General features: G+C 39.2%; 19 protein-coding genes. 16 read left to right on the top strand and 3 right to left on the bottom strand.

Translation table 11 applies throughout. The features are described 5' to 3' along the window. The 4 genes from greA to B3D98_RS13925 all read left to right on the top strand — a co-directional run. On the top strand, positions 1 to 445 hold a 445-nt coding region (gene greA / locus B3D98_RS13940), incomplete at its 5' end, for a transcription elongation factor GreA (RefSeq protein WP_288583671.1). A gap of 143 nt (positions 446 to 588) precedes the next feature. Then, positions 589 to 1,248: a YrrS family protein gene (locus B3D98_RS13935; RefSeq protein WP_048392147.1), complete on the top strand. Its 660-nt coding sequence runs from the start codon at positions 589 to 591 to the stop codon at positions 1,246 to 1,248. Positions 1,249 to 1,308: 60 nt separating this feature from the next. Next, the gene (gene mtnN, locus B3D98_RS13930) at positions 1,309 to 2,001 is read left to right on the top strand and encodes a 5'-methylthioadenosine/S-adenosylhomocysteine nucleosidase (protein WP_016994157.1); all 693 of its coding nucleotides are present in this window, start codon (positions 1,309 to 1,311) and stop codon (positions 1,999 to 2,001) included. Positions 2,002 to 2,052: 51 nt separating this feature from the next. Continuing rightward, positions 2,053 to 2,208, top strand: a complete 156-nt coding sequence (locus B3D98_RS13925) for a hypothetical protein (RefSeq protein WP_026023469.1) — start codon at positions 2,053 to 2,055, stop codon at positions 2,206 to 2,208. 120 nt (positions 2,209 to 2,328) lie between these two features. Here the strand turns inward: B3D98_RS13925 and sigK are convergent, their stop codons facing one another. Both sigK and pssA read right to left on the bottom strand, forming a co-directional pair. Further along, on the bottom strand, positions 2,329 to 3,036 hold the full coding sequence (gene sigK, locus B3D98_RS13920) for an RNA polymerase sporulation sigma factor SigK (RefSeq protein WP_004226867.1): 708 nt from the start codon (positions 3,034 to 3,036) through the stop codon (positions 2,329 to 2,331). 86 nt (positions 3,037 to 3,122) lie between these two features. After that, a complete protein-coding gene (gene pssA / locus B3D98_RS13915; RefSeq protein WP_048392670.1) occupies positions 3,123 to 3,623 on the bottom strand; it encodes a CDP-diacylglycerol--serine O-phosphatidyltransferase in 501 nt (166 codons plus the stop codon). 136 nt (positions 3,624 to 3,759) lie between these two features. On the opposite strand from pssA, the gene B3D98_RS13910 reads away from it, so the two are divergent. The 12 genes from B3D98_RS13910 (at position 3,760) to B3D98_RS13855 (ending at position 13,466) form a co-directional block, all read left to right on the top strand. Beyond that, positions 3,760 to 4,542, top strand: a complete 783-nt coding sequence (locus B3D98_RS13910; RefSeq protein WP_048392148.1) for a phosphatidylserine decarboxylase — start codon at positions 3,760 to 3,762, stop codon at positions 4,540 to 4,542. A gap of 36 nt (positions 4,543 to 4,578) precedes the next feature. Next, positions 4,579 to 5,100 (top strand): YqeG family HAD IIIA-type phosphatase, encoded by a 522-nt coding sequence (locus B3D98_RS13905; RefSeq protein WP_016994153.1) that lies wholly within the window; start codon positions 4,579 to 4,581, stop codon positions 5,098 to 5,100. Further along, positions 5,097 to 6,200 carry a ribosome biogenesis GTPase YqeH gene (yqeH, locus tag B3D98_RS13900; protein ID WP_054550069.1) on the top strand — a complete coding sequence of 368 codons (1,104 nt, stop codon included), beginning with the start codon at positions 5,097 to 5,099 and terminating at the stop codon, positions 6,198 to 6,200. Before B3D98_RS13905 ends, yqeH begins: the two co-directional genes overlap by 4 nt. Before the next feature lie 31 nt (positions 6,201 to 6,231). Beyond that, the gene (gene aroE, locus B3D98_RS13895; protein ID WP_054550070.1) at positions 6,232 to 7,062 is read left to right on the top strand and encodes a shikimate dehydrogenase; all 831 of its coding nucleotides are present in this window, start codon (positions 6,232 to 6,234) and stop codon (positions 7,060 to 7,062) included. Positions 7,063 to 7,067: 5 nt separating this feature from the next. Beyond that, positions 7,068 to 7,370 (top strand): ribosome assembly RNA-binding protein YhbY, encoded by a 303-nt coding sequence (yhbY, locus tag B3D98_RS13890; RefSeq protein ID WP_048392151.1) that lies wholly within the window; start codon positions 7,068 to 7,070, stop codon positions 7,368 to 7,370. A gap of 9 nt (positions 7,371 to 7,379) precedes the next feature. Then, entirely contained in the window at positions 7,380 to 7,970 is a 591-nt protein-coding gene (locus B3D98_RS13885; RefSeq protein ID WP_221679999.1) for a nicotinate-nucleotide adenylyltransferase, read from the top strand. Next, positions 7,939 to 8,511, top strand: coding sequence for a bis(5'-nucleosyl)-tetraphosphatase (symmetrical) YqeK (gene yqeK / locus B3D98_RS13880; RefSeq protein ID WP_048392153.1), 573 nt, complete (start codon positions 7,939 to 7,941; stop codon positions 8,509 to 8,511). Before B3D98_RS13885 ends, yqeK begins: the two co-directional genes overlap by 32 nt. Then, positions 8,508 to 8,852, top strand: a complete 345-nt coding sequence (gene rsfS, locus B3D98_RS13875) for a ribosome silencing factor (protein ID WP_004226890.1) — start codon at positions 8,508 to 8,510, stop codon at positions 8,850 to 8,852. Before yqeK ends, rsfS begins: the two co-directional genes overlap by 4 nt. Before the next feature lie 4 nt (positions 8,853 to 8,856). Then, complete coding sequence (locus B3D98_RS13870) at positions 8,857 to 9,594, top strand: class I SAM-dependent DNA methyltransferase (protein ID WP_288583663.1); 738 nt, start codon at positions 8,857 to 8,859, stop codon at positions 9,592 to 9,594. Between the two features lie 279 nt (positions 9,595 to 9,873). After that, the gene (locus tag B3D98_RS13865; RefSeq protein WP_288583661.1) at positions 9,874 to 10,500 is read left to right on the top strand and encodes a helix-hairpin-helix domain-containing protein; all 627 of its coding nucleotides are present in this window, start codon (positions 9,874 to 9,876) and stop codon (positions 10,498 to 10,500) included. Between the two features lie 105 nt (positions 10,501 to 10,605). Further along, positions 10,606 to 11,175: a ComE operon protein 2 gene (locus tag B3D98_RS13860; protein WP_004226897.1), complete on the top strand. Its 570-nt coding sequence runs from the start codon at positions 10,606 to 10,608 to the stop codon at positions 11,173 to 11,175. Between the two features lie 14 nt (positions 11,176 to 11,189). Next, complete coding sequence (locus B3D98_RS13855) at positions 11,190 to 13,466, top strand: DNA internalization-related competence protein ComEC/Rec2 (protein ID WP_288583658.1); 2,277 nt, start codon at positions 11,190 to 11,192, stop codon at positions 13,464 to 13,466. 28 nt (positions 13,467 to 13,494) lie between these two features. On the opposite strand, the gene B3D98_RS13850 is transcribed toward B3D98_RS13855, so the two are convergent. Next, on the bottom strand, positions 13,495 to 13,632 hold the full coding sequence (locus B3D98_RS13850) for a YqzM family protein (protein WP_004226902.1): 138 nt from the start codon (positions 13,630 to 13,632) through the stop codon (positions 13,495 to 13,497). Positions 13,633 to 13,786: the final 154 nt, after the last annotated feature.

Here is a 13,786-nt window from a genome sequence, read left to right as displayed (position 1 = left end):
TAAATTAGAAGAAGAATTAGTAAAATTAGAAACTGAAACACGAAAAGAAATCGTTGAACGCATTAAAATAGCACGTGATTTTGGAGATCTTTCTGAAAACGCTGAGTACGATTCTGCTAAAGAAGAACAAGCCTTTTTAGAAGGTCGTATTTCAACATTAAAATCAATGATTCGCAATGCAGTGATTATTTCTGAAGACGAGACAGATAACAGTGTAGTATCACTAGGGAAAACGGTTACATTCGTAGAAATCATCAATGGTAAGCCATCAACAGATGAAGAATCTTATACAATCGTTGGTTCTGCTGAGGCAGATCCTATGGAATTCCGTATTTCGAATGAATCACCGATTGCAAAAGGTCTACTTGGTCGTGCTGAAGGTGAAGAGGTTGTCGTTCAAACACCTGGCGGCGAAATGAAAGTGAAAATTGTCTCAATTAAATAATATGTATATGTACAAGCAGTTAGCCTTTGGCTGACTGCTTGTACCATTTTTAGCGTGATAACTCTGTAGTAAAATAGTGAGTAGAATTATTTTGCAAGTGCTGTCGAACTTGATAGAATATTGCCTAGAGAGGGGGAGACATTATGAGTGAACGACAAACTCGAAGTGGTCGTCATTTGCAGCCATCTCGTAATAAAAAGCTAGATAAACTATTGAATGTTCTAATTGGTGTTGTGGTTGTACTCATTATTATCACAGCAACCTATGTGTTTAAATGGCAAGATGATGCAGATCAAGCAGTGAAAGAAGAACCCGTTCAAGAAGAACAGAGCGGTGATGATGAAAAAGAAGTAGAAAAAGAACCGACGGATGAAGAAAAAGAAGATCTTGCTGTAGAAGAAGATAAACCTTCAGAAGAAGAATCAGAACCTGAGACATCCCAGGAAGAACAAGGCACAGCAGAAGAATCAGCATCAGATAATCCTATTGTTGAGAAGGTCATCACGAATAAAAATTGGCAACCAACACCTACAACTCAAACAGGTCAGCATGTGTCTTCATATGACGACACGTCTGTAGACTGGGCTGAGAAAGTAGCAACAGTATCTACTGTGACAGGTATTGACCAAAGCAATATGATCATCTGGCGTATGCAAAATAATGGTGGTCCTAATTCATCCATTGCAACTGTTTCGACCAATGATAAATCTCAAATGTATCGTGTAAGCATGGAATGGGTTGATAATGAAGGGTGGAAGCCTGTGAAGCTAGAGCAACTAAATACATTAGAAGGCGCCTATTGACGAAAATCACTCTTTTGATTATTTTTAATAGAGTTGATAAAAGAAGGGAAGTAACAGTACATGAAAATTGCAGTAATTGGCGCAATGGAAGAGGAAGTGGAGCTTCTAAGAGCAGCATTAGACGATGCACATAGCACAACGATTGCAGGTAGTGAGTATACAACAGGAACTTTTGAAGGCAAGGAAGTCGTATTATTAAAAAGCGGTATTGGTAAAGTAAATGCTGCTATGTCTACGACAATTCTTTTACATGAGTTTAAACCAGATGTTGTCATTAATACAGGCTCTGCAGGTGGATATGATGAAGCTCTTGAGGTAGGCGCTGTCGTTATTTCTGATGAAGTTCGTCACCACGATGTGGATGTCACAATCTTTGGCTATGAAATTGGACAAATGGCTGGTATGCCAGCAGCATATAAATCAGATGAGAAATTGATGAAGGTAGCTGAGGAGGCTGTAAAGGCAGTTGGAGAGCACCAGTATGGCGTTGGTTTAATTTGCTCTGGGGATGCTTTTATGAATGATCCTGAACGTGTAGAGGCTGTTCGTCGCCATTTCCCTCAAATGAAAGCAGTAGAGATGGAAGCGGCTGCAGTTGCACAAGTTTGTTATCAATTTGCTACACCTTTTGTAGTCATTCGTGCATTATCAGATATTGCAGGTAAAGAATCGAATATTAGCTTTGATGAATTTTTACCAGTTGCTGCAAAACATTCGACACAAGTCGTATTAAAAGCAATTTCCTCACTATAAACTACACAGAATGGTCAAAATGTGTGGTTTATTCTGTGAGAAAAATCACAGTTGATACAAAAAACAAATGCTACACTGACATTAATAAATCTCTTCATAATAGAATGGGAGGCATTCATGATGTTATTTTTAACAGCAGGTGTAGTCATTATTACAACTTTAATAGGTACGTTGATTTCAGCAGAACTCTCTGAATCAGCACACTAGTATGACGGGAAAGCTCCTTTGCGACATAGTCATGTCGCAAAGGAGTTTTTTATATGCCATGAAATAGGCATCTTCCGCCATTGAAGGATTGAATTTTTTTCATAACCATTTTACAATATATTATTCAATAGTTTTTTGGTCTCGTTTATATAGTTGATAGAGTTTAATAAGTGCCCGTTTTTCAATGCGAGATACATAGCTACGTGAAATATTTAAGCGTGCTGCAATTTCCTTTTGCGTAAGTGCATCCTGTTGATTTAAGCCATAACGGAGTGTCACAATTTCGAGCTCACGTTCATCGAGCATATGCAAATAGTGGTATAGTTGTGCTACATGCTCTTTATGCTCTAGCTTCTCTGTGGCACTTTCTTCATCACACTGAAGTAAATCGCGAATTTGCAGTGCGTTCCCATCTTTATCAGTTCCAATCGGCTCAAATAGCGAAACGTCTTTTTGCACTTTCTTTTGGGTGCGTAGATGCATTAAAATCTCATTTTCAATGCAACGAGCTGCATATGTGGCAAGTCTAGTTTTTTTATCAGGGGTATAGCTCTCAACGGCTTTCATTAGTCCAATTGTTCCAATAGAAATATAATCATCGAGTTGCTCATGTTTTGGATGGAATTTTTTAACGACATGTGCGACAAGCCTCATATTACGTTCTATTAGATCAAGACGCGCTTGCTCATCGCCACCTAAAAATCGTTCAATACAAGCAGCTTCCTCTTCTTTTGAAAAGGGTTTATGGAATGTTTGCCCCTTTAAATAGCCAAGCAACGCAGGGATTTCAAGCCATAACTGCAACATCGATGTAAAAATTCCGCTCATTGAATGATTTCATCCTTTCCCCATTTTTCGACAGTATATGTTTAAAAGCCGTGGGAAATGAAAAAAGTGCAACAGCAAATGTGCTGTTACACTTTTTTTAACGTAAATGTACTAATCATGAGTAAAGCTAAAATGGGGAAAAGGAAAAGATAAAATGCCGGATGGAACGTATAAGCTGCGAAATACGTTAAAGTTAAGAACGTACCTGCGGCTGTAATTGGTAAACCTGTGAAATAACCGTTCGCTTCGCTAATATTGAAGCGAGCTAAACGCATCGCGCCACAGACGATAAATAATACGGCCATCATCATGCCGACAAAACCAAAATCAACTAGAACAACTTCATACATTAATAATGCAGGCGCCACACCAAATGATATAATATCACTCATAGAATCTAATTGTTTACCTAATTCTGACACTTGTCCGAGCGCTCTCGCTACCTTACCATCGTAGCGATCAAGAAGAGCTGCTATAAAGATAAACAAGACACTATAGCTATAGTATTCATGTAGAGTGGCCATAATAGCCGCGCCTCCAAAGGACATATTACTAATTGTTATGAAGTTAGCTGCGTGCGATTTCATTTTCTTAACCGTGGTATCCACCAACTTGTGATAAAAAAACAAGGGGGATCACTCCTTTGCACTTAAGATATTGTACCATTATACTTCGAATGCGAAAAAATTGACAGTCTAAATTAATGGATAGGGGTTTTACTGTATGAAAGAAAAACTATATCAACGCTTGATAGAACTAACGAATGGTAAGCAATCTTCCCATCTTTTGCAGACAATAGCAAAAGCGAAGTGGAGTAAACGTATAATACCAAGCTACATGAAGTTATACGATATTAACCTTGAAGAAGTTTCAAAAAAACAACAACAATTTTCATGTTTACATGATTTTTTTACAAGAGAACTTATTGAAGAAGCTCGACCTATTGAAAAAAATCCAACTGTCTATGCCAGCCCAGTGGACGCAAAAGTGGAATCCTTTGGACGTATTGAATGGGATATGACATTTCTTGTGAAGGGTAAGCCTTATGCATTACAAGATTTACTCGGCAATACAGAACGAGCTGCACAATATGCAGACGGACATTTTATTGTTTTTTATTTAAGTCCTGCTGATTACCATCGTATCCATAGCCCGATAGATGGAGAAGTCTTACGACAATATACACTTGGTCAGAAATCTTATCCTGTGAATCAGTTAGGTCTTACATACGGTAAAAAACCAATTTCTCATAATTATCGTTTAGTGACTGAGCTGAAAGCAGCAAATAATCAGCATGTTGCATTTATCAAAGTAGGTGCAACCTTTGTGAATTCCATTGTACTTACCAATACAACAACGAAATGGCAGAAAGGGCAGGAAGTTGGTTATTTCTCATTTGGTTCCACTGTTGTGATGCTGTTTGAAAAGGATACAATTAAATTTACGGATAATGTTGTAAAAGGAAGCCCAATTCGAATGGGTGAAGCCTTTGCAAATATGCTATAATGGTCGAATAATACGTTAAGATTAGGGGTCGCTATTTTGTATAATTTTTTATTACCGAACGAATTTGTGACGAATATTTTTGAAATTACGCCGGAAAAGTTACAAGAATTAGGGATTAGAGGAATCATTACGGATTTAGATAATACGCTTGTTGAATGGGATCGTCCAGATGCAACAGAAGAGCTAATCATTTGGTTACGCATTATGAAAGAATCAGGTATTCGTGTTATTATTGCGTCAAATAACAAGGAAGCTCGTGTAAAGCATTTTGCTGAGCCGTTAGGTATCCCTTATATTCACAAGGCGAAAAAGCCACTTCGTAATGCTTTTTATAATGCACTGATTCAACTAGGCTTACGTCCAAATGAAGTAGTAATGGTAGGAGATCAACTCCTTACGGATGTAATGGGCGCAAATCGCTTAGGCTTACACACAGTGCTCGTGAAGCCTGTTGCACAATCAGATGGGCTTGTAACAAAATTGAATCGTTTCATTGAACGTCGCGTATTTAATGATTTGAAACGAAAAGGAATTATAACTTGGGAGGAACAAGAATGATTGAAATGCCAAATTGTATTGGCTGTGGTACAACAATTCAAACAGAAGATAAAACAGCAGTTGGGTATGCACCCCCATCATCATTAGAAAAGGATGTGGTCATTTGCCAGCGTTGCTTCCGTTTGAAAAATTACAATGAAATTCAACCAGTATCGTTAACAGATGACGATTTTTTACGTATTTTAAATGGTCTTGGCACACAGCAAGGCTTAATCGTAAAAATTGTTGATATATTTGATTTTAATGGAAGCTGGCTACCAGGGCTTCATCGTTTTGTAGGGAAGAATCCTGTCCTATTGATTGCCAACAAAGCTGATTTATTACCAAAGTCTGTGAAGCCAAAAAAAGTTATCAACTGGCTGAAACGTGAAGCAAAGGCTCTTGGACTACAGCCTGTCGATGTCCTATTAGTCAGTGCCCATAAAGGCAAAGGGATGGCAGAAGCAATGGAAGCCATCGATGAATATCGTAAAGGACAAAATGTATATGTTGTTGGCTGTACAAATGTTGGAAAATCTACGTTCATTAACCGAATTATTAAGCAGGCAACAGGTGAGGGTGAAGTGATTACAACCTCACATTTCCCAGGTACTACTTTAGACATGATTGATATTCCATTGGATGATGGTAGTGCATTATATGATACGCCAGGTATTATTAATCATCATCAAATGGCTCATCATATTGATGCCAGTGAATTAAAATATATTATGCCGAAAAAAGAAATTAAGCCGAAAGTCTATCAACAAAATGCTGGGCAAACTCTATTTATTGGTGCATTAGCAAGATTTGATTTTATTCAGGGTGATCGTTCCGCCTTTACCATCCATGTGGCAAATGATTTACCAATCCATCGTACAAAGCTTGAGAAGGCCGATGCGTTATATGAAGAGCATAAAGGAGAATTATTGGCACCCCCAACTGCGGACTTTATCGACCAGTTACCGCCATTGGTTCGTCACGAATTTTCCATCAAAGAAGCGAAAACAGATGTAGTATTTTCTGGGCTTGGCTGGATTACCGTTCAACACGCGAATGTAGTAGTAGCAGCTTACGCACCAAAAGGTGTACAAGTTTCAATTCGTCCTTCGCTGATCTAAATGGAGGACATAGTAGAGAGAGGGACTAAAAATGAAGAAATGGTTTGCAGTTATGGGTGATCCAATTGAACATTCAAAATCACCTGCCATGCACAATGCTTGGTTTGAGGACATGTCAATTGATGCGACATATATTCCTTTACATGTAACGCCTGATCAATTAGAATCTGCTGTTGCTGGTTTGAAGACATTAGGGGCAAGTGGCTGGAACGTGACCATTCCTCATAAAACAGCAATCATTCCGTATCTAGACGAGCTAGATGAGCTGGCACAAAAAATGGGCGCAGTGAATACAGTGGTACGAACAACAGAAGGAAAGCTGAAAGGCTATAATACAGATGGTATTGGATTTGTTCGATCACTGGAAGAAGCCGTTGGGGTTTCTCATAAAGACAAGCCTGTATTACTTGTTGGTGCTGGAGGTGCTGCTCGAGGCATTGCCTTTGCTATGCAGCAACAAGGCTATCGTCATGTAACCATCGCCAATCGTACGGTGACGAATGCACAAATGATTATTGATGAAATGGGTATGGGACGTGCCATTTCATTACAACAAGCGGAAGAAACGCTAGCTGATTTCAGCATTATTGTGCAAATGACATCAGCTGGCCTTTCCACGGGCAATTTTTCAATGCCATTTTCATTAGATCGGCTGATGAAAGAAGCAATTGTTGCGGATATTGTGTATAATCCATTAATGACGCCTTTTTTACAAGCGGCTGAAGAAAAAGGAGCAACGATTGTCACTGGCTTAGGAATGTTTGTCCATCAAGGAGCCATCGCTTTTGAACACTGGTTAGGAAACTATCCAAATACAAATTCAATGATTGCGCAACTGAAGGCGCAATTAGGAGGAAACTAATTTTTATGTTAACAGGTAAACAAAAACGTTTTTTACGTGCAGAAGCACACCATTTAACACCTATTTTCCAAGTGGGAAAAGGTGGAGTTAATGATGAAATGACAAAGCAAATTCGCGAGGCATTAGAAGTACGTGAATTGATTAAAGTACGTATTTTAGATAACTGTGAAGAGGATAAACATGAAGTCGCAGAAGCATTAGCCACAGGCGCTCATGCGGAGCTTGTCCAATTAATCGGTCTGACAGTTGTTTTATATAAAGAGTCACGCAATCATAAAAAGATTGTATTACCAAAAGTAACGAAATAAGGTGAGACGATGAAAAGGGTCGGTTTACTTGGAGGTACATTTAACCCACCACATATGGGTCATCTTTTAATGGCAAATGAAGTATTTCATGCGCTAGAACTTGATGAAATCCGCTTTATGCCTAATGCCATCCCACCACATAAGCATGCACGTTTTGATGCTAGTAATGTTGAACGACTTGAAATGGTAAAACGTGCGATTCGTCCATTTCCTTATTTTTCAGTAGAGTCGTATGAGCTTGAGAAGGGTGGCGTATCCTATTCCTATGAGACACTTTCTGCATTGTGTAGAAGAGAGCCGAATGTGAAATTTTACTTTATCATCGGTGGCGATATGATTGATTCGCTACATACATGGCATTGTATAGATGATTTAGTGAAACTTGTTCAGTTTGTCGGAGTAAAGCGTCCAGGGACAGCCGCGGCAACAGAGTACCCTATACGTATGGTGGAAATACCTCAAATCGATTTATCGTCCACACTGATTCGTGAACGCCTGGCTACAGGAGGAACGGTGACATTTCTACTACCAGAAGCTGTAGAGACGTTCATACGAGAGGAAGGTCTTTATGGAACGCGAACAGTATTTAGCGGCGATTAAGCCAAGAATGCCTGAAAAACGTTATATTCATACAGTCGGAGTGATGGAAACGGCCATCAACCTAGCTCATAAATATGGCGAGGACGTAAAAAAAGCTGAAACAGCAGCTATCCTCCATGATATTGCTAAATATGCTGATATTGAGTGGATGGAGAATATCGTTCGTGATGAAAAATTAGATGAAAGACTAATTGGATGGGGTAGTGAATTACTACATGGTCCAGTAGGTGCATATATAGCACAAAGTGAGTTTGGTATCACAGACGAAGAGCTGTTGAATGCTATTCGTTTCCATACAACTGGGCGGGCTAATATGAGCCGTTTAGAAAAAATTATTTTTGTCGCAGATATGATTGAACCGAACCGTCGATTTGATGGAGTTGATCGTCTGCGCAAAAAAGCACAAAAAAATTTGGATAAGGCGATGAGTGCATGTGTACGCCATACTTTGGCATTTTTAATTGACACAAAGCAGCCGATTTATCCTTTATCTATAGAATGTTATAACGATATGATGAACAGAGAGGATAGTGAAGGATGACTTCAACTTTATTACAAGCAGCGTACAAAGCAATTGACGACAAACATGGTGAGGATATTGTCGTTTTAAATATGCAAGGAATTTCCCTTTTAGCAGATTATTTTATCATTGCTCATGGTAACTCAGATCGCCAAGTGCAAGCCATTGCACGCGAATTACAGGATGTAGCTGAACAACAAGGCTATGAAATTCGCCGTGTCGAAGGATTTGATGGAGCTCGTTGGGTACTAGTTGACCTAGGCGATGTTGTGGCACATGTATTCCATAAGGATGAGCGTGCTTATTATAATTTAGAGCGTCTTTGGGGCGATGCACCGCAACTAGACATGCCAGAGGCCTAACTAAGTGAGTTACGAACGCTTTGCTCATGTCTATGATGAGCTGCAAACGGATATTCCTTACAATCTTTATGTAGATTGGGTTGTACAGCATGCACCAAGCAGCCAGTACCCAAAACTGTTGGATATTGGTTGTGGCACTGGTGTACTTAGCTTGTTATTTGCAAAGTCTGGTTATCAAGTCAGTGGAATCGATTTATCAGAAGAGATGCTGTCCATTGCCGCAGAACGCTTTGCTGGTGCAGGCTACCATGCACCATTATACTGTATGTCTATGGTCGAACTAGATGGCTTTGAGGAAATCGATGTTGTCACAATCACAATTGATTCCTTGAATTATGTGGTAGAGGAGCACTCTGTTTATACGACATTAGAACGTATCTATACGGCGTTGCGTGATGGAGGTCAGCTGTTTTTTGATGTTCACTCGTTATTTAAAATGAATGAGATTTTTTTAGATGGTCCGTTCACGTATGATGATGGTGACATTAGTTATATATGGCATACGGAGCCTGCCGACTTTGAACATTCGGTTATTCATCAAATGACCTTTTATGTCCGAGTTGACGCAAGTGAATTATATGAGCGCTTTGATGAGGAGCACGTGCAACGTACTTACACTATCGAGCAGTATATGGCTTGGTTGCATGCCATCGGTTTTAGTCATGTGGAAATTACAGCAGACTTTACAGATGAGGCACCTGATGAGGAAAGTGAACGCATTTTTATTCGTGCGCTGAAATAAAGAAAAGGGAGCTACACTGTGTAATACGCAGTGTGGCTTTTTTGATGGATAGAAAAGCTAAAGTAGTGGATAGAAAGATTAAAGTAGCGGATAGAACACTTGAACAGGCGGATAAAGAGGCTAAATTGTCGGATAAAACTGGATATAACTAAGAGGATAGCTCTCTTCAACAGGTAAATTGAAACTCCTGATGTTTTTTTATCATTTTCAACCACCCATCCATAGTGTAAGATATATATAACTCCATATGATGACCTTTCGCAAGGAAAGGATGGTACTGTGCTACAATCTTTATGGCAAAAGTACAAAAAAAGTATGTTATTCCCCAGCATACTCGTCGTCAGTGGACTTTGTTACTTCTATTTTTCGAGTTCTGACTCTTCACCTCCCCAAGAAGAGCTCATCGAAACAATCCAACCTATTGAAGAAAAAAATTTGAGTGAATCTGCTGAGGAAGCGGTTATGCAGCAGGTATTTGTGGAAATAAAGGGTGCTGTAATGTATCCAGGCGTTTATGAACTTGAGCAAGACCAACGTATAAAAGATGTTGTACAGCTTGCTGGTGGCTATACAGAGAATGCTGACACACAATTTATCAATCATGCCCAAAAGGTACAGGATGAAATGGTAATCTATATTCCTATCATGGGCGAACAGCTAGAGGAAGGATCCTCTTCTTTGTTAACGTTACCTACTGAGACTAATAAGGAGCAAAAGATTAATATCAATAAAGCTGATGTAGCAACGTTAGCAACATTGCCAGGAATCGGTCCTTCTAAAGCACAAAGTATCCTTACGTATCGAGAGGAAAATGGGCAGTTTCAAACCATAGATGACTTAAAAAATGTTAGTGGTATTGGTGATAAAACATTTGAAAAGCTAAAGGATGCGATTACTGTAAAGTAATGCTTTTACAGGATGGTATATTGACGCCACTTTTCTAAAAGGGCTACACTATAGTAGAAAAGCAAGAGAAAGTTAATTAGTTAGACAATTTTTGGAGGTAGTCATATGGAGCGAATTACTTGGGATCAATTTTTTATGGCACAAAGCCATTTACTCGCATTACGTAGTACATGTACAAGATTAGCTGTAGGAGCAACTGTTGTACGGGACAAACGCATCATTGCAGGTGGTTATAACGGTTCCATTACAGGGGACGAGCATTGTATCGAAAAAGGGTGCTATGTGGTTGATAATCATTGCGTCCGTACCGTGCATGCTGAAATGAATGCCTTACTGCAATGTGCTAAATATGGAACACCTACAAAAGGTGCTGATTTGTATGTAACACATTTTCCATGTTTACCATGTACAAAATCTATCATTCAAGCTGGCATAGAACGTGTGTATTACGCAACAGATTATAAAAATAATCCATATGCACAGGAGTTATTTGCAAAAGCTGGAGTGGAAGTAGTTCATGTACCCTTTGATGAACGTAAAATTGATTTTTTACGAGATGACAAACTAGCTTTGTATACAGAAATGCTGCACGAGCTTCGCGAGAGTGGGGTATCTGCTGAAAAATTGCTCCCATATGAACAGAAGGTGAGTGCATTATTTGGCATCAAGCTTTAAAGCATAGATGGATTATGGTAGCTCTTGCTGTATTGATAGCTGCTATTGCAGTATACAAATCAGTATGGCTACTCATTTTTTTACTGCTACTAGTCCTGTGGCTCACCATAAAAGGTGAGTCACGTTTTCTTGCAATTTTTGTGCTAACTAGTGGTCTACTAACTTATTTTTTCCTTTCTATCAATCATCTGAGGGAACCTTCCCCTTTACCGTCAACCTTCCCTATAACTTGGTCAAGTGACTATAAAATAAACGGGCAAAAACTCCGTGGGTTTGCTACAACAACAAATGGCCAAAAACTTTACGTAGTTTATACCTTTTCCTCGGAACAAGAGAAAAATTTTTATGAAAATACCACATTAACTGGAATGACGTATTCTGCAAAAGGTGAACTCGTGACTCCCTCTCCATCTGCACATGCTTATGCCTTTTCCATGTCAAACTATTTAACGAGCAAAGGAGCAACAGGCGTTGTTGAAATCACGAATTGGCATTATGTAGGAAAACGAACCTCCATCTTCACTATTCTTGCCGAAGTAAGACACAAAATGAAAAAGCATATAGAGAGGACTTTTCCAAAATCACTTGTAGCAGAGGCTCAAGCACTTTTAATAGGGGTGCAAGATCAGATGGAGGATGAACTGCAGCGTGCCTATCAAAAGCTTGGTATTACCCATTTATTTGCGATTTCTGGGCTACATGTCGCGCTGATGTCTTGGCTCTTTTTTGAAGGATTACTTAGAATAAGAGTTCGCAAGGAAATGGCTACTGTCGTGCTATTGATCCTCTTACCGGTTTATGGAGTCATTGCAGGGGGAGCACCTTCCGTATGGCGTGCTGTTTCTGTAGTAGAATTGATGATGTTACTGCGCTTTTTTAAGTGGGTTCTTTCGATGGATGATGCATTAGCTATTAGCTTTATAGGCTTTGTTTTGCTTGAGCCAGGTGTTATTTTCCAAATTGGTTTCCAGCTATCCTATTTAGCAACCGCTAGTCTTCTTTATTCTGGTATTATTTTTAAGCAGACAAGAACTTGGCTAGGTCGTTCTTTTTTTATCACATTCGTGTGCCAACTGCTCGTTTACCCACTATTACTCCATCATTTTTATGAATTATCTTTATCCTCGTTTTTTGTCAATATTGTTTTTGTTCCACTGTTTTCCTTTATTATATTACCCTTTAACATGATTGCCTTTGTGCTATCTTATTTTTCTTTACCACTTGCTAATGTCCTATTTGCTGGCTATGAACCACTACGTAATTGGCTGACCGAAGTAATCTTTTATATGCAAGAGCTTCCTTGGCAATTATGGTCACCAGGCAAACCATCTATTTGGCTGAGCTGCGTGGCGATGTTAAGTGTTTTAGCAAGCTTCTATTATTTGGAAATAAAAAGATTCAGGAAAGCTATTTTGATCCTTGTCATCCCTGTTATTTGGATTCATTTGGCACCCATGTTGTATAACGAAACAAAGATTACCTTCTTAAATGTAGGGCAAGGAGATAGTATTGTCATTGAATTGCCTTTTAGACGGGCTGTCTATGTTATAGATACAGGTGGAGTATTGCGCTTTGAGCAGGCATCGTGGAAGAAAGCAGATAGTCCATATGAGGTAGGGAAGCAAGTCGTGGTCCCATTTTTAAAAGGCAAGGGTATACGAACTATCGATATTTTTATTGCTTCGCATGCAGACGCAGATCATATTGAAGGAGCAGAGGAAGTCTTACAAGAGATTAACATGAAGGAAATACACGTTACACCTGGTTCATTGAATGAGCCTTTAATGGATGATTTATTGCGAGAAGCAAATAAGCGACATATTCCTATTAAAGAAAAAATGAAGGGGACTTCGTGGCATGTAGGGGATACAGATTTTTATTACTTATGGCCTGATGACGCCTTGTATGAGGGAAATGATGATTCTCTTGTCCTGTACATGCAGCAAAAGGCGTTTACAGCGTTATTTACAGGGGATTTGGAGCAATATGGCGAACAACAGCTGATCAAGCGTTATGGACCTTTATTGGCCAATCTCACATTGCTGAAGGCAGGGCATCATGGGAGTAAGACATCAAGCACAGAAGAATTTGTCGAGCTGCTACAGCCCCAATTAACCGTTTTTAGTGCAGGTCTCCATAATCGTTATGGTCATCCACATGAAGAAGTAGTACAACGTTTTGTCAGTAGAGATTTAGTGACATGGACAACAGGGGTGAATGGATCAATCGAAATACGTATTCGTGATAATCGCTGGTCCGTTAGCGTAAATGAAAAGGGCCTTGTCCAATGACCAAGGCCCTTCTCCTGCATAAGTCCAATTACTGTGATACAAATTCTACTATAGTTGCAATAATAAACATAAGCGTGAAAACGCCAAATGATACACCGAAGCCAACACCAGAATCGATGGCATCGTTACGTCGACATTGTATGTTTTTTCCTTCAAATGGATTCATTGTTATCCCTCCAATTCTGTTATTTATTATAAGACAACATGGTCATAAAAGCTATATCGAAAAGGTGATTTCCCCGTCTGGCAAGGAATCGACACAATTCGGTCAAAGACACAAAGGACTATGAAATCATGTATACTAATAGTATTGCTAGATG

The organism is Lysinibacillus sp. UBA5994, assembly GCF_002429725.1.
In the GTDB taxonomy this organism is placed as follows: Bacteria; Bacillota; Bacilli; order Bacillales_A; family Planococcaceae; genus Lysinibacillus; species Lysinibacillus capsici.
The sequence above is the reverse complement of the archived record's forward strand: the minus strand, read 5'-3'. Positions and strand labels throughout refer to the sequence as shown.